General features: G+C 68.4%; 15 protein-coding genes and 4 pseudogenes. 13 read left to right on the top strand and 6 right to left on the bottom strand.

The features are described from left to right. The first annotated feature begins 119 nt into the window (after nucleotides 1-119). Complete coding sequence (locus ACFWJX_RS22965) at nucleotides 120-476, top strand: MerR family transcriptional regulator (protein ID WP_383246128.1); 357 nt, start codon at nucleotides 120-122, stop codon at nucleotides 474-476. A 302-nt stretch (nucleotides 477-778) separates the two neighbouring features. Here the strand turns inward: ACFWJX_RS22965 and ACFWJX_RS22960 are convergent, their stop codons facing one another. The 3 genes from ACFWJX_RS22960 to ACFWJX_RS22950 form a co-directional block, all read right to left on the bottom strand. Beyond that, the gene (locus tag ACFWJX_RS22960; RefSeq protein WP_383246125.1) at nucleotides 779-1,747 is read right to left on the bottom strand and encodes a helix-turn-helix domain-containing protein; all 969 of its coding nucleotides are present in this window, start codon (nucleotides 1,745-1,747) and stop codon (nucleotides 779-781) included. Nucleotides 1,748-2,442: 695 nt separating this feature from the next. Continuing rightward, on the bottom strand, nucleotides 2,443-3,501 hold the full coding sequence (locus tag ACFWJX_RS22955; RefSeq protein WP_383246401.1) for a type III polyketide synthase: 1,059 nt from the start codon (nucleotides 3,499-3,501) through the stop codon (nucleotides 2,443-2,445). 405 nt (nucleotides 3,502-3,906) lie between these two features. Then, nucleotides 3,907-5,112, bottom strand: a complete 1,206-nt coding sequence (locus ACFWJX_RS22950) for a cytochrome P450 (RefSeq protein ID WP_383246122.1) — start codon at nucleotides 5,110-5,112, stop codon at nucleotides 3,907-3,909. Nucleotides 5,113-5,303: 191 nt separating this feature from the next. On the opposite strand from ACFWJX_RS22950, the pseudogene ACFWJX_RS22945 reads away from it, so the two are divergent. The 9 genes and pseudogenes from ACFWJX_RS22945 to ACFWJX_RS22905 all read left to right on the top strand — a co-directional run. Beyond that, nucleotides 5,304-5,524 (top strand): annotated as a pseudogene (locus ACFWJX_RS22945) (cation transporter); the annotation flags it as partial. A gap of 687 nt (nucleotides 5,525-6,211) precedes the next feature. After that, nucleotides 6,212-6,322 carry a keywimysin-related RiPP gene (locus tag ACFWJX_RS22940; protein WP_215072813.1) on the top strand — a complete coding sequence of 37 codons (111 nt, stop codon included), beginning with the start codon at nucleotides 6,212-6,214 and terminating at the stop codon, nucleotides 6,320-6,322. Nucleotides 6,323-6,347: 25 nt separating this feature from the next. Beyond that, a complete protein-coding gene (locus ACFWJX_RS22935; RefSeq protein WP_383246118.1) occupies nucleotides 6,348-8,213 on the top strand; it encodes a lasso peptide isopeptide bond-forming cyclase in 1,866 nt (621 codons plus the stop codon). A 28-nt stretch (nucleotides 8,214-8,241) separates the two neighbouring features. Next, entirely contained in the window at nucleotides 8,242-8,496 is a 255-nt protein-coding gene (locus ACFWJX_RS22930; protein ID WP_383246116.1) for a lasso peptide biosynthesis PqqD family chaperone, read from the top strand. Continuing rightward, nucleotides 8,493-8,927 carry a lasso peptide biosynthesis B2 protein gene (locus tag ACFWJX_RS22925; protein ID WP_383246113.1) on the top strand — a complete coding sequence of 145 codons (435 nt, stop codon included), beginning with the start codon at nucleotides 8,493-8,495 and terminating at the stop codon, nucleotides 8,925-8,927. The genes ACFWJX_RS22930 and ACFWJX_RS22925 overlap by 4 nt, the downstream gene beginning before the upstream one ends. Further along, nucleotides 8,924-10,747, top strand: a complete 1,824-nt coding sequence (locus ACFWJX_RS22920) for an ABC transporter ATP-binding protein (RefSeq protein WP_383246110.1) — start codon at nucleotides 8,924-8,926, stop codon at nucleotides 10,745-10,747. The genes ACFWJX_RS22925 and ACFWJX_RS22920 overlap by 4 nt, the downstream gene beginning before the upstream one ends. Before the next feature lie 626 nt (nucleotides 10,748-11,373). After that, the gene (locus ACFWJX_RS22915; RefSeq protein WP_383246107.1) at nucleotides 11,374-11,742 is read left to right on the top strand and encodes a VOC family protein; all 369 of its coding nucleotides are present in this window, start codon (nucleotides 11,374-11,376) and stop codon (nucleotides 11,740-11,742) included. 357 nt (nucleotides 11,743-12,099) lie between these two features. Beyond that, the gene (locus ACFWJX_RS22910) at nucleotides 12,100-12,966 is read left to right on the top strand and encodes a GyrI-like domain-containing protein (protein ID WP_383246104.1); all 867 of its coding nucleotides are present in this window, start codon (nucleotides 12,100-12,102) and stop codon (nucleotides 12,964-12,966) included. A gap of 328 nt (nucleotides 12,967-13,294) precedes the next feature. After that, nucleotides 13,295-13,456 (top strand): annotated as a pseudogene (locus ACFWJX_RS22905) (methyltransferase domain-containing protein); the annotation flags it as partial. A 368-nt stretch (nucleotides 13,457-13,824) separates the two neighbouring features. Here the strand turns inward: ACFWJX_RS22905 and ACFWJX_RS22900 are convergent. Further along, on the bottom strand, nucleotides 13,825-14,523 hold the full coding sequence (locus ACFWJX_RS22900) for an SDR family NAD(P)-dependent oxidoreductase (RefSeq protein WP_383246101.1): 699 nt from the start codon (nucleotides 14,521-14,523) through the stop codon (nucleotides 13,825-13,827). Between the two features lie 104 nt (nucleotides 14,524-14,627). Between ACFWJX_RS22900 and ACFWJX_RS22895 the strand changes: the two genes are divergently transcribed. The 3 genes and pseudogenes from ACFWJX_RS22895 to ACFWJX_RS22885 all read left to right on the top strand — a co-directional run bounded on the left by ACFWJX_RS22895 (nucleotide 14,628) and on the right by ACFWJX_RS22885 (nucleotide 16,992). After that, a complete protein-coding gene (locus ACFWJX_RS22895) occupies nucleotides 14,628-15,503 on the top strand; it encodes a helix-turn-helix transcriptional regulator (RefSeq protein WP_383246098.1) in 876 nt (291 codons plus the stop codon). 89 nt (nucleotides 15,504-15,592) lie between these two features. Next, nucleotides 15,593-15,781 (top strand): annotated as a pseudogene (locus ACFWJX_RS22890) (hypothetical protein); the annotation flags it as partial. Nucleotides 15,782-16,554: 773 nt separating this feature from the next. Next, nucleotides 16,555-16,992: a VOC family protein gene (locus ACFWJX_RS22885; RefSeq protein WP_383246095.1), complete on the top strand. Its 438-nt coding sequence runs from the start codon at nucleotides 16,555-16,557 to the stop codon at nucleotides 16,990-16,992. A gap of 284 nt (nucleotides 16,993-17,276) precedes the next feature. Here ACFWJX_RS22885 and ACFWJX_RS22880 read toward each other — a convergent pair. Together ACFWJX_RS22880 and ACFWJX_RS22875 are read right to left on the bottom strand one after the other, a co-directional pair. Beyond that, nucleotides 17,277-18,317, bottom strand: a pseudogene (locus ACFWJX_RS22880) (LLM class flavin-dependent oxidoreductase). Between the two features lie 83 nt (nucleotides 18,318-18,400). Beyond that, nucleotides 18,401-19,318, bottom strand: coding sequence for a VOC family protein (locus tag ACFWJX_RS22875; RefSeq protein WP_383246093.1), 918 nt, complete (start codon nucleotides 19,316-19,318; stop codon nucleotides 18,401-18,403). Between the last annotated feature and the right edge of the window lie 30 nt (nucleotides 19,319-19,348).

The raw sequence follows: 19,348 nt of genomic DNA, 5'->3' as shown, positions 1-19,348 counted from the left end.
GATCAATCTCGGCGCCGGCAACGGTTCGATCGGCCCCCAGGGCTGCCCCCGGAGCCGGTATTACTAGCCTAAACTTGACGTGAACGTGAGGTATGAGCGGGAAGGGAGTGACCTGCGCCATGCGCATCGGACAGCTCGCCAGGCGGTCAGGGGTCAGCGTGCGGGCCCTGCGCTACTACGAGGAACAGCGGCTCCTCGAATCGGCGCGGACGCCCGGTGGGCAGCGTGACTATCCCGACGAAGCCCTGGAGCGGGTCCAGCTCATCCAGGACCTCTTCGCGGCCGGCCTCTCCAGCCGTACCGTCGTCGAACTCCTGCCGTGCGTGAGCACCGGCGTCGCGACCCCCGCCATGCTCGACCAGCTCATGATCGAACGCGACCGCATCGCCGCATGCATCCAGGACCTGACCCGGGCCAAGACCAAACTCGACCGCGTGATCGAGAATGTGACCGCGGCGAACGTGGCGCAGGACTGATCGCCCCGTCGCGAGGGGTGGGGCCCCGACTTGTCCGGCATCTATCGGGCACCCGCCGGCCACGGGAAAGCCCCAGGCGTATCCGGAGGCCGTCGAAACAGCGTTCGTCGCTCTCGCTACCCCGGACACACGCCGGGCAGCGGTGGGCAGGGCGGGCCGCGGCGGGTTGACCTGGGTGCACGTTTGCGCCGCCCGGTCGAAGACGGTCCCGGCGGGCATGAGTTGCGCTCCTCGCGGTCTGACCCCAGCTCGGACCGATGCGTCCAAGGTCGGTCACGCGAAAGACGGACTCGAGGAGCCCATCAAGCGGAGGAGTGGGGGTGGTTCTGGTCGCGCCAAGCTCGGGGGGAGATTCCGTATGCTTGTTTGAAGACCTTGCTGAAGTGGGTCGCGTCCACGAAGCCCCAACTCCGTCCCGTAGCGGCGATGGTTCGCAGTCTGCCGTTCGGGCCGGCCAACTCCCGTCTGCATTCGGCCAATCGGCGGGTGCGGATCCAGTCTCCGAGGCTGATTCCCGACCGGGACAGCACAGCGTAGAGATGACGCACGGAGATGCCGTGTGCGGCGGCGATCCGGGCCGCCGAGAGATCGGGATCAGCCAGATGCTTCCGGACGTACTGAGTAATCTGCAGGCTGAGTGACGCCTCCAATGGCCGCTTGGCAAGGCTGGAGTTGCCGTGCTGGGACCTCAGGACGGCACGGAGGAGCTCGATGCTGGGTTCCACGACGGCGTCGGCGTGCATACCCCGCTGCAGTTCTTCGGCGACGGCCAGTTGGGAGAAGTAGGTGAAGGCGAGGCGCGCAATGGGGTTGTCGGGTCCCAGGGGGACCGCGGTGATGTCTCGTAACAACCGGTCGGGGAGGGCGAGTGCCGCGCGGGGGAAACGGATGAAGCGGTGGTCGACTCCCTCGTCGAAGAGAAGCGTGTAGGGAGCGATCGATTCGTAGACGGCGCACTCTCCCGGCCTCAGCAGACACTCGCGACCGTTCTGCACCACCACGCTGCTGCCCGTCATCTGCACACCTAGAGAGACGGCCGGCTCCTCGTCCTCCCGGGCGAGCCGCTCCGTCCGACGGATCGTGACCGCGGTCGCCCGCGCCGAACAGATCCTGATGGGCCCCACTTTGCCGAGCCCAATGCGAACGGAGATGTCCTCAGCCGCAGGACGGTGGTCGATATCGACTGCCACCATGGATTCCCACACCGCGTTCCGGACCACTTCCTCGCGGTCCGGCGGCGGTATCAACGCGGTGTCCAGGACCGGGCTCATGAGGCAGACCCTCGTCTGCATCGGTCACAGAGCCGGCCTGGCAGTACCTCGGCCCGTTCCCCCACAAGTCACCCCTCGACGCGGACAGTTCCCGACATCAGTGTGTCGGGAGTCTCTCTTGCTGTGCAACGGCTTGGACGGACACAGGTAAGGCCCACGCCCTGATGCGGCCCAACGTGAAACCGTGCACCACTGACAAAGTGCCCAGCAGTCCGTTGCCTTCATCAGCTGCTACAATCCGCCGTTCTCGTAGGGCTTCGACAGGTCCATATGGGTATGGGTAGGCCGCGGTGGGAGGTGGGACAGGCACCGGTCCAGAGGGCGGCTGACGGGCCCACGGACGCGTGATTTTGAGAGGAGGGGGATGAACTGCGGGCAGCGCAACACCGTCGAGCGGCTAATCGACAAGACGGGCCTGCGCCGACGCCGCGGCGAGCTGCTCGACTTCGCGGCGGCCACGCACCTGGCGCATGCTCAGCCGAAGGCCGCCCGCACGTACGGCACTAGCAAGGCGAGGCCCGAGGCCAGGTTCGAACGCGCTGGAGTGGGGCCCGGCCGCCGTCCGGGCCCCTACTCATGCCGTTGAGTCGCGGTGAAGCGCACCTCTCTGACTGCTGCTCCCGCTGCGATGGCTCGTCGTCAGCCACGGCAATGGCCGCAAGACACAGGGGCCTTGGCGACGTAGCTGAAGTGCGTCACACTTCGGACTCCGAGGTCCAGGTGCCCAGTGCGATCTCGGCGGTGATGCCAGGCCCGAAGCCGGCCATCAGGCCGCGATGCCCCTCAAGGGCTGATGCTTCGTCGAACATGCGGGCCAGGGCGTCGAGTACCACCGCACTGGCGATGTTCCCGTACTCCGTGAGGGTGGCTCGGCTGAAGCGGAACGCCTCCGGTGGCACGTCCAGGAAGAGGCTCAGGTCGTCCAAGATGCGCGGACCGCCCGCGTGGATGATGTAGAAGTCCATCTTGCTGGCGTTCCATTGGTGCTGTTCCGCGACGGCCTGCAGCGCAGGGGCGAGTGGCTCCATGGTCCCGGGCACGCGCTTGTCGAGCTGAAAATGGAAGCCGGTGGAGCGGACCGCGTAGGAGATCCACTCCTCGGTGCCCGGGATGATGTACGAGCCGTTGCGTTCCAGGCGGACTCCGGTGCCACCGTTGCCCCGGATCACGGCCGCAGCGATGCCATCGCCGAACAGACCGTTGGACAGGAGGGACCCCACGCCGAGGTCGGTGGGCTGATAGCACAGCGAGCAGAACTCGCAGGCGACGACGAGGGCGTTCGCTTCGGGGTACGCCGTGCAGAAGTCGTGCGCCCGGTTGATGGCTGCACCGCCCGCTGCACAACCGAGTTGGGCGATGGGCAGCTGTCGGGTCTCCGGCCGGAAGCCCATTGTATCGATGAGCCATGCGGTCGGCGGGGGCATCATGAAGCCGGTGCAGGACACGTAGACGATCATGTCGATCTGCTGCGGCTCCAGTTCAGCGTGGTCGAGAGCCCGGCGCACCACGGCCGGCACGCGGGCCTTGGTGTGCGCCTCGTAGGTGGCACTGCGGTCGTCGAGGCCCGGGTGCTGCAGCACCTTCTCGATGGGCTGGATCAGATGTCGCTTCTGCACGCCGGTGTGTTCGATGAGCCTGAGGGCCAGCTCGAGTTGCGGATGGTCGCCGTGCAGCCGTCGTGCCAGCTCCAGTGTTTCTTCGTTGGTGATGACGTACTCGGGCACTTCGATCGCCGGCTTACAGAGAACCGCCATGGAACGCCTCACAGTGGACATGGTCCACACGGCCGGACCGTGACCAATGCGGGCAGTTCGTCTTCCGGCGGTAGCCACAAAGATCCGTCCACACGGAAGTGGTGGGCACGGATCGTGAGTGGGCTCCGACGCCGGATTCGACGTCCCTGGCACGGACGCGGTCGGGATGGACCGTCGAAGACTGAGTTTTCCCCGTTCGGACGGAAGGTGATCCGCCACGGCTTGGTCAGCCGTCTGATCCACGCTACGACGAGAGGGTGAAGGCCCGCATGTCGAGTGGAGCGCCCGACGGGACGGCCTGCGGCACAGCGGGCCGTGGGCCGCGGGCCTCTTGACCAGGCATTGCCGATGCGGCCTTGTCCGATGCGGCGGCTGGCGACCCGGAGCGCCCGGCCCTCGTCACGGTCACCAGGTGACGGGCAGCGCGAGCGGATAGCGCCAGATCGACGTCCTGTTCCAGCGCACCTCTTCGGCCGGCTTCGCCAGTTGCAGGTCGGGGAAGCGCTCCAAAAGGGTCCCGATGGCGACTTGGAGTTCCGTGGTGGCGAGCGGAGCACCGAGACAGTGGTGTCCGCCCCAGCCGAAGGTCATGTGAGAGGGACCGGAGCGATTCAGGTCCAGCTCATCCGGCCGGTCGAACTTCCGTCCGTCACGGTTGGCTGTCAGATAGGAGACGTGCACAATGTCCCCTGCCTTGATTGTCACCCCGCTCAATGTCACGTCTTCCATGGCGACGCGGGGAATGCCGACGCCTTTACGGAAGGGGATGAAGCGCAGAAGTTCCTCGATGGCCTGCGGGAGCATCCCAGGATCGGCGCGCAGCATGGCGAGCTCTTTGGGACGGGTCAGGAGGGCATAGGCAATGTTCCCAATCTGGTAGGTGGTGGTGTCTTGTCCGGTGATGAGCAGGACCATGGCCATAACAGCCAGTTCCTGGTCGTTGAGAAGCTCATCTCCGTCACGAGCCGTGGCCAGCGCGCTGATCAGGTCGTCACCGGGCATCTCGCGCCGACGCCCGGTCAACGTGTGGAAGTAGGCGCGGAGATCGGCCTTGGCCCGAACCGCGTTGTCCCGGTTGTCGAGGCCTGTGTTCATCATGGTCCGTGCGTGGGACCGCAGTTGGGTTCGATCGGCCTCGGGGATGCCGAGGACCTCGCAGATGGTCGCCAGGGGGAGGGGGTCGGCCAAGTGCTCGGTGAGGTCTGCGGGAGAACCGTGCTCCGCCATCCGGTCGAGCAGCTCGTTCACTACATGCTGGGTGCGGACCCGCATGCGTTCCATGTGACGAGGCGCGAAACCTTTGGAGATCAGACTGCGCAGGCGGCTGCTGGCCGGTGGGTCCATCACGTTGATCGCCTCGTCCTGAACGATGGGTTCAGGGGTCATGCGCGGAAAGTTCCGGCCGATGACGGCACGTCGGCTGAAACGCCGGTCTGTAGTCACCGTACGCACATCGTCGTAACCGGTGACGAGCCATGCTTCCCCCTCGCCGTGGGGCAGCCGGATGCGGGAGACGGGCTCTTCGGTCATCAAGTGCTGGAGCACGGGGTCGAACTCGAGGGCCTCGGCATAGTCGAACGGACAGTTTCGCGCGATGGGGTCTGGTTTCATGCGTGGCTCCCGATCGAGATCTGTAGGCGGCCCAAAGTGTCCGGGACGGGACATAAGTATCCGATCACCCGCAGAGGCACGCACCACTCCGGCCATTCGGCCTAATATGCGCGGCACGACCTGCCACTGCCGTGGTGGCGGTCGAAGCCGACAAGACCTGTGTGGACGCGGACGAGAAGGCTGCTGCTGAGATGACCGCCGAGATATCGATCGGCATCCGCCCCTCCCCGGTCCGCCGGGACACGCTCGCCAAACGGATACGGCCGCTGGTCGCGGCCACCATCACCTACGACGTCATTGAGGCGGTCGGAGCGATCACCGCCGGGACGATCGCCTCCTCCACCGCGCTGATCGGCTTCGCCCTGGACTCCACCATCGAGGTCTCCGCCCCGCCGCGGTTGCCTGGCATTTCTGACGAGCAGAGCACGCAGGAGTTTCACCGGAACCGGCCTCACTTTGACGACATCACGCCACCGAAGTCGGTAACCGCACAAACGGTGGCCTGATGGAAGTGGCGCCGGGATCGTAAGCACGTGACACGCGCAGAAAATCGGCAGTCCCACGCCGTGACTCGTGTGTGACGGCCCCCGAATCCGCGCCCGGCATCAGGGGCCGTCGGCATGTCGAAGGTCGGCGGTGGGCTGATCTGTCGGTGGCGTGACACGGGTTGGTGATCGGGCTGGCAGGACCCCTTCAGTCGTTTCGAGGGGAGGAAGCGCGGCGGCGATAGCGGAGTGCGCCCCGGCGGCTCCGTCCAGTTCTCGCCGGCTCACCCTCTTCGACAATCCCGCTGCGGGCTTCTGCACGCGCAGGTCGAAACGTTTCTTCGATTCCGAATACATCCTGCTGACCTAATGTTGCCTTTTTGGCGAAGCTTCCGACCAGCAGGGCACACCTTCCGGCTGAATGCGCCTTTTATATACAATCCTATTTTCTTTAGCGGTCTTGCCACGGCGCCTACTGATGCAGGTATCTCTGGCATGCACCCGCTTCTCGTTCCGGGCTTCCGATGAGTCCTGGACAGGGCGCCTGTGAGCCGGCCTCCGGTTTGCAGCCGGTCAGGGAGGCGTCGTGGCACCTGCACGTGAGGGAGACATCGATGAAGAAGGCTTACGAAGCACCGACGCTCGCCAAGCTGGGCACGTTCCGGAAGAAGACCGGGCTCCTGCAGAGTTCCGGCAACGACCGGCTCATCCTGAGCAAGAACTGACGAGGGACGGTTCTGTCTCGACGTCATGACTGAACTGTACGAGAGTGTGGGGACGGGCCCCGGCGACGCGCATTTCACGGTCTTCACCGACCATGAGGACGCGGCCGCCGTGGCCCGCTCCTTCTCCCGCCCCGGTGTCCGAACCGTCACACACGACTCAGGCCGTCCCTGGATCGTCGGCCACTGGCACGACGACGAGATCGTCACCGCACACGCCGGCCACACCGGTCTCGCTGTCATCGGCTGCTGCCCGACCGACGCCGCCGAACTGGAGCGCCGCGCCGGGCGGTTGCGCGACCTTGCCGAACTCGACGCACTGGCCCTCTCCCTTCCCGGGAGCTTCCATCTCCTCGCCGCGCTCGACGGACAGATCAGGGTCCAGGGCACAGCCTCCGGGCTCCGGCTGGTCTTCCACGCTCCCGTTGACGGCGTGCGGGTGGCTGCCAGCCGCGCCGACGTACTCGCTGCCGCGCTCGGCGGCGAACCGGAGGAGGAGCAACTGGCCGTCCGGCTGCTGTGGCCCGTTCCCCATCCGCTCGCCGAGGCACCCATGTGGCGAGGCATCACCGCCGTGTCCCCCCAGGACGCGCTGACCGTCGCGGCGGACGGCCGGACCGTGCGCCACTCGCGCTGGTGGACACCGCCCGATCCGGTACGCACGCTCGCCGAGGGTGCCCCCCTTGTCCGTGAAGCATTGGCCACGGCGGTCGATGCCCGTACCCGGCAGGGCGGTGTGGTCAGCAGTGACCTGTCCGGCGGCCTGGACTCCACTTCGATCTGTTTCCTGGCGGACCGTTCGCCGGCCCATGTCGTGGCCAGCACCTGGCCGGGGCGCGATCCCGCCGACACCGATCTGTACTGGGCCAGGCAGGCCGCCCGGTCAATGCCGGACATCGACCATGTCGTCTGGGATGCCGACGCCTCACCGTTGGTCTACAACGACCTGCTCACCATCGACGACCTGCTGGACGAACCGACCATCGGCGTCATGGACCGCTCCCGGGTCCTGCACCACGTGCCCGCCATGGCCGAGCGCGGCAGCCGGCTGCATCTGACCGGCATCGGCGGCGACCATGTGGCCTGGTGCTCCGAGGCGTACTACCACCGACTGCTGCGTACCCGCCCGCTGTTCGCCTCGCGTCAACTGCGCGGCTTCAAGGCGCTGTGGCAGTGGCCGTTGGGGGGTATGGCACGGGCACTGGCCGACTCGCGGCCGTACGGGAAGTGGCTGGCGGATTCCGGCGGTCGCCTGCGTGACCCACTGCCCGCCACCGTCAGCACCAGCCTCGGCTGGGGCATGCCGCCGCGCCTCTTCGACTGGGTCACCCCCGATGCCGAACGGGCAGCGCAGCGGGCGCTGCGCGCGGCGGCGGACGCAGTCCCGCTGCACCCCGACCGCGGTCTGCACGCCGACCTCGACCAAGTCCGTTCCTGCACTCGCATCATCCGCCAGTGGGACCGGATGGCCGCACGGGCAGGCGTGCCGATGGCATCACCGTTCCTCGACGACCGCGTCATCGAGGCGTGCCTGGCGGTGCGCCCCAGCGAGCGGGTCACGCCCTGGCGGTACAAACCCCTCCTGACCGCCGCGATGAGCGGGATCGTGCCCGATGCGTGCCTGCGGCGCACCACCAAGGCCGCCGCCTCCATGGACGCGTCCAACGGGCTGCGCGAGCACCGCGCCGATCTGCTGGCGCTGTGGGAGGACTCCCGGCTGGAGCAGTTGGGCCTGGTCGACGGGAACGCGTTGCGCCGGCTCGCTCAGCGACCGGGCACCCCCGAACTGCGTGACGCGATCCTCTACTCGACCATCGCCACCGAAGTGTGGCTGCGCGGCCTCAACCGGAAGCCCGAGCCCAATGCGCAGGCCAGTTACCAGACCGAGCCATGAACTCGACCACAGGAAAGGCACATACAGGATGTCAATGCGGTTCGGCGCCCACGTCTCCACTGCCCAGACCGATTACGGCACGGTTCTCCTCGACGAACGCGCCGGCGCGTACTGGGAGTTGAATCCCACTGCCACCCTGGTGGTCGGGACGCTGATGGCGGGCGGTGACGAAGCAGACGCGGTCACCGCCCTCACCAACGAGTTCGACATCGACCTCGCCCAGGCGAGGCAGGATGTCGATGCCCTCGTGCAGCAGCTGCGGACCTCGGGTCTGGCCCGATGACGACACCCAGCGCGCTGGAGCGGCCCACGGGAGTCCCCTTCGCGCGCCGCTTGGCCGCCCGCCTCGTCCTGCTGCCCGCTCTCGTGCTCTCCCTGTTGCCGCCTCGCCGGATCCGCGCTGTCCTCGAGCGCGCCCGCCGCGGCGCCAGGCCTGCCACGGTCGCACAGGCCACGACCGCGCGGGATGCCATGTGCGCGGTGAGCCTGCGCTGCGCCGGCCCGAAGGGCTGCCTGCCCCGTTCACTGGGAGCCGCACTGCTGTGCCGTCTGACGGGGAGCTGGCCGACCTGGTGCACCGGCGTGCGCGTGGTGCCGCCGTTTACGGCACACGCCTGGATCGAGGCGGACGGCCGGCCCGTCGGCGAAGGCGTACCCGACGACTACTTCACCCGGCTCATCACGGTCGCCGCCGCGAGCCGATCGGGCCGATGACCGACACCGTCGTGGATCACACACAGCCGGCCGCCGAGGGCGACCGCTCCACCCGAGCCGCGGTCGCCACAATGTACCGGCTCACCACCGGCTACCGCGCCTCCGTCCTCGTCGCCACCGTGCTCACGCTGGTCGGCTCCGCCCTGGGCCTGGCCCAGCCGCTCGTCGCCAAACAGGTCGTGGACGCGAGCGGACGCGGACAGGTACTGGGGCCGCTGCTACTGCTCCTGGCCGCGCTGTTCGTCACCGAAGCGGCGACGGGCGCGGTGGGCCGCTTCGTCCTGGAGCGTATGGGCGAACGCGTCGTACGAGGGCTGCGCCACAGCCTGGTCGGGCGGCTGCTCCGACTGGAGATACGGGAGTACGACAAGCACCGCAGTGGCGACCTGATCTCCCGGGTCACCGCCGACACCACTCTGCTGCGGGAAGTGGTGTCTCAGGCACTGGTCGACCTGGTGACCGGAGCCCTCGTCGCCGCCGGGGCGATCGTCCTGATGCTGTGGATCGACCCGCTCCTGCTGCTCCTCGTCGCGGTGACCGTGGCCGTCGCCGCCGTGATCGTCGCCTCACTGCTCAAGGGAATCCGGGCCGCTTCCGAACGCATGCAGACCTCCATCGGCGCCGTCGCCGCCGACCTGGAACGCGCGCTCGGCGCCCTGCCGATGGTCCGGGTGCACCGCGCGGAGGATCGTGAAGCGGCCCGCATCGGCGGATGCGTCGAATCGGCGTACCGCGCCGGCGTACGGACCGCGAAACTCGCCTCCGTGATGAGCCCGGCCGTTGAACTCGCCGTCCAGGGCTCCTTCCTGATCGTCCTGGTCATCGGCGGCCTGCGCGTCAACGGCCACGCCAACTCCCTCGGCGACCTGGTTGCCTTCCTGCTCTACGCCTCTTACCTGGTCCTGCCGCTGTCCTCGGTCTTCCGCGCCGTCGGCCTGATCCAGCGCGGCATGGGCGCCTACCAGCGCATCGAACAGGCACTGTCCCTACCGGCGGAGCCCTCAGAGGCCCAAACGCCGGCAGCTCGGGCAGGAGTGTGTGAACCGGCCCAGCGGACCGTCTCGTACGAGAAGCCCGCCCTTGCCCTGCGTGACCTCACCTTCGGTTACGACCCGAGCCGGCCTGTGTTGCGCGGTATCTCCTTCACCGTCCCTCACCGGTGCCAGACAGCCCTGGTCGGCCGCTCGGGTGCAGGCAAAAGCACAGTCTTCGCCCTCGTGGCCAGATTCTACGAACCAGACTCCGGCACCCTGCTGTTCGATGGCCGGCCCGCCACCGAGCTGAGCCGCGCGGAGTGCCGCTCACGCATCGCCGTTGTCGACCAGAACACTCACGTCGTCCACGGAACGCTTCTGGACAACATCACCTACGCCGAACCCAACGCCTCCGAGGCCGAAGTCCAGCGCGTAGTCGAACTCGCCCAGCTCACAGACGTCGTCGAGCGGCTGCCCGGCGGCCTCTCGGGCATGCTCGGCGAACGCGGCGGCACACTCTCCGGAGGCGAGCGGCAACGGGTCGCCCTGGCCCGCGCCCTGCTCGCCCGCCCCTCCCTCCTGCTCCTCGACGAGCCGACGTCCCACCTTGACGCCGTCAACGAAATCGCGCTCACCACCGTAATGCGTGACGTGGCCCGGGAATGCGCCGTCCTGGTCATCGCGCACCGCCTGTCCACGGTCCAGCACGCCGACAGGATCATCGTCCTGGAGGAGGGCGCTGCCGTCGCCTGCGGTCGCCACGAGGAACTACTCACCACCAGCCCCTACCGCGAACTGGCCGCCGGCCAAATGCTGCGGCCGACTGCCACCCGCCCTCCAGCGTGACAACCGCTCCCGCCGCGAGTTCCGCCTTGACGGAAGCCGCGTTCTCCTCGTCGATGGCGATGCCGACCCCGGGGGCGCCGATCGCGCCCGGCGCGACCGTGTTGACCCGATGCCCCTGCCCTTCAGCTCGTTGGCCCAGGTCCGCGCGAGGGACCGGGCCGCGGCCTGCGACGCCGCGTACAGGCCGAAGGTCTCCCAAGCCGTCGTCGGCGCGGATGTGAGAACTCAAGCGTCGGCACTGGTCTACTTGTCAGCCGTCGCCGACAGGCCGCACGTGTTCCTCGCAGCCCTGGAGAGGGGCTGCGCCTGGCGGTGGCGGCTCCTGGAAGCGGTTCGGCTCGGTTCCGACGACGACTGGCTGAGGGCACCGCTGCCCAGGTCGCCGTGTCGTCACCGGCCGCCGGACGCCTGGGGCGAGCACGATGCGGCGACCGTGCGGGTCACCGACTGGAGCTCCGCCATCTTGAGTGGCTGGTCAGCGGGGTGGCGTGGCCTCGTTTCGGGGTGCTCGTGCTGGTCGTGGGCGGCAGTCTGTGTCGTAGATCGTCGGCGGGTTGGTCTTGCCGATGAGTTCACTGTCCTCGAGCGGTCTACCCAGCGACACGACCGTTCTCGACAGGAGTGCCATGTCCACCATCCAGCCAGTGATCGTGACTGCCGACCAGGACGTCCTGCTCGGGTTCTACACGCAATTGTTCGGCGCTGAGGAGATCTTCCGGGAACCGGCGGAAGGCCCAGCCTTCTACCTCGGCTTGCGCATCGGCGACACCGACCTCGGGCTGGTGGCGAAGGCGAACCCGGGGGCCGGGGCGGCGTCGCGGATCCTGCTCAGCATCGGTGTCGACGATGTCGACGAGACGTTCGGCCGGGTGGAGGCGCTGGGCGGCTCGGTCCGCGGCGGCCCCAACGACATGCCGTGGGGACAGCGCGTCGCCCACATCCAGGACCCCGACGGCAACCCGGTGAACCTCACTCAGCCGATCCCGGCCCGGTGACGCTGTTCCCGGGCATGGGCTGATCGTGGGCTACCTACGGTGGAGATCAACCGTCGGTAGTGGCCTCGATGTTCGTCAGGACGAGCAGCGTGCGAAACAGGTGGGTGGTGCGGGCGGGTCAGTACGGAGCTTGGGGCGAAGGGGGTTGGGGACTGCTCGTGAAGTCAGCCGCCCCTGCTCGGGCGTTCCCGACCGTGAGCGGGCGACCAGCCTGCAGGTCGGCCACGTGCCCGGCGGCCAGGACGGTGCACCCGACCGCCAGGACGGTGCACCCGACTTGATCGGGCACAAGATGTCGGGTCCGGCAAGGTGGATGCTGCCTAGCGTGGTGGTCGTCAAGAGGAAGGAGCGCTGGGCATGCTGGAGCGGCTGAACCAGGCTATGGAGCACATCGAGTGCCATCTCGACCAGGACATCGAGGTGGAGGAGCTGGCACGCGTCGCGGCCACCTCGGAGTACCACCTGCGCCGGATGTTCTCCGCGCTAGCGGGCATACCGCTGTCGGAGTACATCCGGCGCCGTCGGCTCACCCTGGCGGGCGCGGAAGTACTCGCAGGGCATGTGACGCTGCTGGAGATCGCGGTGCGTTATGGCTACAGCTCCGGCGAGGCGTTCGCGCGGGCATTTCGTGCCATGCACGGCATCGGACCGGGTGAAGCCCGGCGTACCGGTGCAGAGCTCAGCTCCCAGTCCCGGATGGCCTTCCGCCTCACCATTGAAGGGAGCAGCAGTATGCGATACCGCGTTGTCGACAAGACGGACTTCACCGTCGTCGGGCTCAAGGCCCGGGTACCGCTCGTACATGCGGGGCCGAACCAGGCGATCATGGACTTTGTCCGCGGGATCGACCCGCAGACCCTGGAGCGCCTGGAGAAACTGTCGGACCAGGAGCCGCACGGCATCGTCGCGGTCTGCGACGACCTGGACCCCAGCCGCGCCGAGGGCACCGAACTCGACTACCACCACGGCGTGATCACTTCCGCGGCCGCTCCCGAAGGCACCACCACGTTGGCCGTCCCGGCCGGCACCTGGGCGGTCTTCACCACCTCCGGGCCGGCGCCGCAGGCCATCCAGGAGCTGTGGCGGGATGTCTTCACCGAGTGGTTCCCGTCGAACCCTTACCGCAGCCGCACCGGTCCCGAGATCCTGCGCATCCGCCTGTCGCCGGACAAGACCGAGGCGGATGCCGAACTGTGGCTCCCGGTGGAGCCCGAGCACGGCTGAACAAAGCGGCAAGCCTCCGAGGCAGGGGTGGGAAGGCGCTTCGGTTGGCTTTCGGGCCACCCGCAGCGCTCAGTCGCGCTGCCGCCCACTGGGAACGAAGGCCGGCCCGACGCGCTATATTGGCGCGCCACCGGCCCTGCGCGACTGTGTGTGCCGGCGTTGTCAGTGTGCTCTCGTAGCGTGAGGGCTTGGTCGAAGCAGGCGAGAATCCCTCCCCTCCCTGGGCACGCGTTCCGCGGCGAGTCGGCGTGCTGTGGGTGTGCAGGCGTATTACGCGCTCAACGCCGAGCGTCTCGGGAAGCGGTAGGGGAGTGTCTCCTTCGAGGGGGTGCACGGGGGCGTGTCGGACTTGCTGCCGCCGCCTCCGGCGGGGGCGGCAGACATCGGTGCCGGCACAGGGCGGGACGCCGCCGCACTCGCACGACGCGGCTGTGAGGTGGTTGCCGTCGAGCCCGTGCGCGAGCTACGGGACGTCGCGCAGGATCTGAATCCTGACGAGAGGATCCGTGGGGTACAGGACGCCCTGCCTGACCTGGGGCGGCTGGCGGGGCGCCCTTCGATCTGGTGCTGGTGTCGGCGGTGTGGATGCACCTGTCGTCGGTCGAGCGCGGGCGGGCCCGTAGCCGCTCAGGGTACGGGCCATACGCGCCGATCGGCAGGTACGGCCCCATGAACTCTGGTTCCCCGTCCGTCAGTTGCACGCGTGTCACGCAAGAACATCTACCGGTCCGGGCCCCGCCGCGAGGGCGACTCCCGCAGATTGATCACGATGCGATCTGCGCCTGGAGCCACCCCGAACACTGCAACGACTTCGTAGGTTCCTCGTCGCCGGAAGCGGCTGTTCCGACACGGCCGGTTTCAGGACCAGGCGATCTCGCCATGGCGGGAGACGAAGCGTCCGGTGCCGGCGCCGGGCTCCTCGGTGGCAAGGGCGACGATCGCGTCCGTGCCCTCGGTGACGGTTTGGGGGCCGCTGTGACCGTTGAGGTCGGTCGCGGTGTAGCCGGGGTCGGCGGCGTTGACGCGGATGCCCTTGAGCCCTTTGGCGTACTGCGTGGTCAACATCGTCAGGGCGGCCTTCGAGGAGGTGTACAGCGGGGCGATCACGCGCGACTCGGGCCGGCCGGGGTCGTGGGTGAGGGCGAGGGAGCCCATGCCGCTGCTGACGTTGACGATCACAGGGTCGTCCGAGCGGCGCAGCAGCGGCAGGAACGCGGTGGTGGTGCGGACGACGCCGATGACGTTGACGTCGAGGACGGCGCGGGCGTCGGCGGCGGTGAGGTCGCTGGGATCGCCGACGGGGCCGTGCACACCGGCGTTGTTGATCAGGACGTCGATCCTGCCCTCGTGTTCGGCGACGTTCGCGGCCGCGGCGGCCACGGAGGCGTCGTCGGTCACGTCGATGGGGACGTACCGCGCGCCGAGAGCGGCCGCTGCCTCCTCGCCCTGCTCGCGGTTGCGGGCTCCGACGAGCACGATGTGCCCACTCTCGATCAGGCGGCGGGCGGTCTCGCGGCCGAGACCCTTGTTGGCTCCGGTGATGAAGGTGATCGTCATGCGTTCGATACTGGCCTCGACGACGGAGGCGGGCCAGGGACGCTTCGACGGTAGGAAGACCAGTACCACCCTCGCGCCGCACACACGATCGGGGATGCCGGAGGATGGAGATCATGTCGACGACACCCGGAACCGGACTGGGCGCGATGATCCGCACGTGGCGGGACCGGCTGCCCCCATCGGCCGCCGGGCTGCCGGCGGCCCGCGGGCGCCGGGCGGCCGGGCTGCGGCGCGAAGAACTGGCTGACCTGGCCGGGGTATCGGTGGACTACGTCGTGCGCCTTGAACAGGGGCGGGCCACGACACCCTCCGCGTCGGTGGTGGCGTCCCTGGCGCGCGCCCTGCAGTTGTCCACCGCCGAGCGGGACCACCTGTACCGGCTGGCCCAGCTCGTACCGCCGGTGGGCGGCGCGATCTCTGACCATCTGCCGCCCGGCGTGCAACGGGTGCTCGCCCGGCTCGGGGACGTGGCGGTTGCCGTGTTCGCGGCGGACTGGCAACTGGTGTGGTGGAACCGTGGGTGGGCCGCCCTGCTGGGCGACCCCTCCGCCTCGCCGCCGCGCCTGCGCAACTTCGCCCGCGACAGGTTCCCGGTGAACGCCGGCCCCGCCCACCTCGCGCTGTGGCCGGTGACCGAGGCGGACCGCGACGCCACCGACGCCGCCGTCGTCTCCGACCTGCGCCGCGCCACCGGCCGCTTCCCTCAGGACGATCGCTTGGCCGCGCTGATCCGTGACCTGACCGCGGGCAACAGGAGGTTCGCCGAGCTATGGGCGACCGGAGAGGTGGCCGCACACCGGGAGGACCACAAGACGATCGACCACCCGTCAGTGGGTCCGGTCACGGTGGACTGCGACATCCTGGCCGACGGCGACTCCGAGCTCAAAATCGTCATCATGACCGCTGTGCCCGGCAGCGAGGACGAGACCAAGCTCCGGCTCATCGCCATCGCCGGCCCACCGGCCACCACCCGCAACTGATCCGACCTACGTGGTCGGGGTTGCGCCGCCGCGTGCTCGGTCCGGCCAACGGGTTGCCATTGCCATGACGTCTTACTGATCGTTCCAGAATGAAGTTCGCTGTCGGGCTTGGCAGTGGGTGTTGTGTCGGCAGGATTTGTCACGTGTTTGCTGATCTTGTGTCTGCTGACCTGTGGGAACGAGTGGTCCCGCTGTTGCCTCCACGGCCGCCCAGGCGGCGTCGGTATCCCGGACGCCTGCCCGCAGATGACCGGGCTGTGCTGCGGGGCATCGTTTACGGGCTGTGCAAGAGCGTTCGCCCACAGGCGCTGTGCAGCGTCGGTGTGCTGCTGACTCCGAACTACAGCGGTAACCGGCCCTGGGATACGAGGCTGGCGAAGATCTTGGGCCATGGCTATCTCGCCCCGGAGGAAGTGAGCGAGTTCGAAGAACTTTGGCCCGAGGACGGCAACGTTGAAGGTGTCAGCGGCGCAGGTAGCGCACAGGGTGCCTGTGCCTGTGCCTGTGCCGGTCGCGGTCTACCGCTGTGTCAGTGCGTACCTCGGCGACGAGGTTCGGCTGGACGGTGATGTACCGGAGCTTGTGCCCAGAGCCCCATCCAGCGCGCCTATCTGTATTCCCGTCCACGGATGGCTCGGGCCCGCCGGGGGTCAGCGTGGCCCCCAGCGCGCGCCGGCGCCGCGCGGCGGGGCCCGGACGGGTGTGGCGAGGGCGAGCGGTACGGGGAACTCCACCCGCCAAGGGGGACCCGGCACCGTGAATTGATGGGGGAGGCGCAAAGCTCAAGCGCGCACGCTGCGAATGGTCGAGGAAGCATTGAAACAGCGGGGACGGCACGCTGCGGCTGATCGTCTTCATGGGAGCGGCCACCTGCGCCGCACTCACCCTCGGTGGTGGCGCCTGGCCCGCGGGTCTGCCGTAGCGGTGCTGAGGCGCGATCCAGATATTTTCGGAGTTCGGCGGTCTGAGGATGTCGAGAACGTGCCACCGGCGCCGTCCCAGGGACATCGGCGGCCACCACCGGCCGTACGAGGAAGAAGGAGAAACCAGCATGGCGATTCAACGGATGGACAACGTCGGCATCGTCGTCGAGGACATGGATGCCGCCATCGCGTTCTTCGTGGAACTCGGTATGGAGCTGGAGGGCAGGGCGGAGGTCGAGGGTCTCGTCGCCGACCAGTGCACCGGACTCGACGGCGTCCGCTGTGACATCGCGATGGTCCGGACCCCGGACGGTCACAGTCGGCTCGAGCTGGCGAAGTACCGCAGCCCCGCGGTGATCAGTGCCGGGCGCAACCGGCCGCACAACGTTGTGGGCACGCACCGCGTCATGTTCGCCGTCGACGACATCGAGGACACCGTTGCCCGCCTGCGCCCTCACGGCGCCGAACTCGTCGGCGAGATCGCCCGGTTCCAGGACAGCTATCTGCTCTGCTACCTCCGCGGCCCGGAGGGCATCATCGTCGGACTGGCCGAGCAACTGCGCTGAGATGGAGGAAGCCAGAGCCCTTCGTCGGAGGGCCCTGCTTGCTGCACGTGCACCGTGCGACAACGGACTGCATGAACCCCCTGTCCCATGACGTGGGTCCGCGGCCCAACCGGGTGGTAGGACGGGGCTGTCAAGGCTCGATGGCGCGCGGTCGAAGTGGGTGACACGGGACACGTTCCTGTGACTGAGCGCGGTTGTCGGCCCGTCCGGCCAAGTGCACGCTCATCTGGCCGCCGACGCGGGTCATCCTCGATCTCGCTCCGAGAAGCGTTCGTCGGTGACAGTCAGCGTGTTGCCAGCTCGGTGCGGATCTGGGGCAGGACTTCGGTTCCGAGAAGTTCGATGCCGCGTAGGAAGTCACGTTGGGGCATGCCGCCGACGTCCATCTGGAGGATCTGGCGGGCGTGGCCGAGCCGGCTGTGGAGGTGCAGGATACGGTCGGCGATCTCGTTGGGGCTGCCGACGAAGACCATGCCGTCGGGGCCGAATGCCGCTGCGCGGTCGGCGCGTGGTGGGGCGGGACGGCCGAGTTCGGCCATGCCTTCGGCCATCATGCGGTGTTCGTGTTCCAGGTAGGTGGCGCGGGCCTTGTCGCCGGTGTCGGCGACGAACCCGTGGACGGCGACGGCGATGTCGGCCTGCTGCGTGGGGTGGCCTGCCTGGTTCCAGGCGGCGCGGTAGGCGCGGCCGTACTGGGCCCAGTGTTCGGGGGTGCCGCCGAGGATGCCGAGGAACATGGGCAGGCCGAGTTCGACCGCGCGGTAGACGGAGTCGGGGCTGCCGCCGGTGCCCAGTCAGATCTTCAGCGGTTCCTCGGGGCGCGGGAACACGGTCGCGTTCTGCAGGGGGCGCTTGCGATGCGGGCCGTTGAAGGAGACGTTCTCACCGGCGTTGACCGCCATCAGCAGTTCGAGCTTGGAGGCGTAGAGCATGTCGTAGTCGTGCTCGTCCTGGTCGAACAGCGGGAAGGTGATGGTGGAGGACCCGCGTCCGGCGACCGTCTCGATGCGGCCGGGTGCGATGGCCGCGGCGGTGGCGAGCTGCTGGAAGACGCGGATGGGGTCGTCGGTCGACAGGACGCTCACGGCGGTGCTGAGCTTGATCCGGCTCGTGGACGCTGCGGCCGCGTTGACGAGGGCGGTGGGCGAGGACAGCGGCATCGCCCGCACATGGTGCTCGCCGACCCCGAAGTAGTCCAGTCCGACCTCGTCGGCGAGCTTGATGGCCTCCAGCACGTCCCGGACGGCTTGCGCGGTCGGGCCGGGTCGGCCGTCCGCCTGGCGGGGGGTGTTGCCGAAGGAGTAGACGCCGAGTTCGAAGGTCATGGCCGGGGTCCTGCGCTTTCCGTTGCTGATGGAGGGGGCGGTGGCCGGGGACGCGCGGCTCGGCGCGTCCCCGGCGGGGCGGGTCAGAGGGTGCAGGGGCGGACGGTGGGCGCCCAGCCCTCGGCGACGAACTTGTGGCCCCAGGCTTCCGAGGTGGAAGGGCTGGTCTGTACGAAGTCGTCGGGCAGGAGTTCGCCGCCGGCACCGAACTCGATGTCGAAGCCGGTGGGTGAGCGCATGTAGAAGGAGATGAGGGTGTCGGACATGTGCCGCCCGAGGGTGACGGTGACGGGGATGTCGTCGCGTTCCTGCACCAGGTCCCAGGCTCGGCCGACATCGTCGAGGTGGGTGGACTCGATCGCGATGTGCTGCACGCCGCGCATGCCGGGGACGCCGACGTAGCCCAGGCAGTGGGTGCGCGGGTTGCAGCGGTAGAACTGCGGGCCCGCGACAGCTCCGTCGGGGGTGGCGGAAGTCCAGCCGCCGAACAGCTCCAGGCCCAGCACGCCGGTGGCGAACTCCTCCAGCTCCGGGGTGATCTCGGGGACGACGAGGACGAGGTGGCCGACACCGTCGGTTCCGGCGACGAAGCGTCCGGCCATCGGCTTGCCCGGCAGGAACGACCCCGCGGTGAACACGGGACCGTAGAAGATCTCGTGGGGGAATCCGAACGGATCCTCGAACTTCGCGACGCCCTGCACCTGGCGCTCGGTGCACTCCGTGCGGCTGCCGACGCGGGGTTCGCATCCCTTGTCGGTCAGCTCGGTGACGGCCTCCTCGAAGGCGGCCTTGCCCGCCAGTTCCCAGCCCACGTACGACAGCCGCTCCTCGTCTCCGGGGTGGATGGACAGGCGGCGGTGGCGGTCGTCCATCCGCAGGTGCACCGTGCCGTCAGCACCGCGTTCCCCGACCTGCAGGCCCAGGACCTCGGGCCCGAACGTCAGCCACTGGTCGTGGCGGGGGGACTCGAAACCGAGGTATCCCAACGCGTGGATCTTCACGTCGTCTCTCCTTGGCAAGCAGCAGCGCGG

The organism is Streptomyces sp. NPDC058335, from assembly GCF_042723915.1.
Taxonomy (GTDB): Bacteria; Actinomycetota; Actinomycetes; order Streptomycetales; family Streptomycetaceae; genus Streptomyces.
Note: the sequence above shows the minus strand (reverse complement) of the source record. Positions and strands in the feature narration are given on the sequence as shown.

Coding starts and splice junctions, on each gene's coding strand:
- ACFWJX_RS22910 (WP_383246104.1), top strand. CDS start 12,100: ATGCTGGAGCGGCTGAACCAGGCTATGGAGCACATCGAGTGCCATCTC.
- ACFWJX_RS22960 (WP_383246125.1), bottom strand. CDS start 1,747: ATGAGCCCGGTCCTGGACACCGCGTTGATACCGCCGCCGGACCGCGAG.
- ACFWJX_RS22930 (WP_383246116.1), top strand. CDS start 8,242: ATGTCAATGCGGTTCGGCGCCCACGTCTCCACTGCCCAGACCGATTAC.
- ACFWJX_RS22895 (WP_383246098.1), top strand. CDS start 14,628: ATGGAGATCATGTCGACGACACCCGGAACCGGACTGGGCGCGATGATC.
- ACFWJX_RS22935 (WP_383246118.1), top strand. CDS start 6,348: ATGACTGAACTGTACGAGAGTGTGGGGACGGGCCCCGGCGACGCGCAT.
- ACFWJX_RS22940 (WP_215072813.1), top strand. CDS start 6,212: ATGAAGAAGGCTTACGAAGCACCGACGCTCGCCAAGCTGGGCACGTTC.
- ACFWJX_RS22915 (WP_383246107.1), top strand. CDS start 11,374: ATGTCCACCATCCAGCCAGTGATCGTGACTGCCGACCAGGACGTCCTG.
- ACFWJX_RS22925 (WP_383246113.1), top strand. CDS start 8,493: ATGACGACACCCAGCGCGCTGGAGCGGCCCACGGGAGTCCCCTTCGCG.
- ACFWJX_RS22900 (WP_383246101.1), bottom strand. CDS start 14,523: ATGACGATCACCTTCATCACCGGAGCCAACAAGGGTCTCGGCCGCGAG.
- ACFWJX_RS22950 (WP_383246122.1), bottom strand. CDS start 5,112: ATGAAACCAGACCCCATCGCGCGAAACTGTCCGTTCGACTATGCCGAG.
- ACFWJX_RS22955 (WP_383246401.1), bottom strand. CDS start 3,501: ATGGCGGTTCTCTGTAAGCCGGCGATCGAAGTGCCCGAGTACGTCATC.
- ACFWJX_RS22965 (WP_383246128.1), top strand. CDS start 120: ATGCGCATCGGACAGCTCGCCAGGCGGTCAGGGGTCAGCGTGCGGGCC.
- ACFWJX_RS22920 (WP_383246110.1), top strand. CDS start 8,924: ATGACCGACACCGTCGTGGATCACACACAGCCGGCCGCCGAGGGCGAC.
- ACFWJX_RS22885 (WP_383246095.1), top strand. CDS start 16,555: ATGGCGATTCAACGGATGGACAACGTCGGCATCGTCGTCGAGGACATG.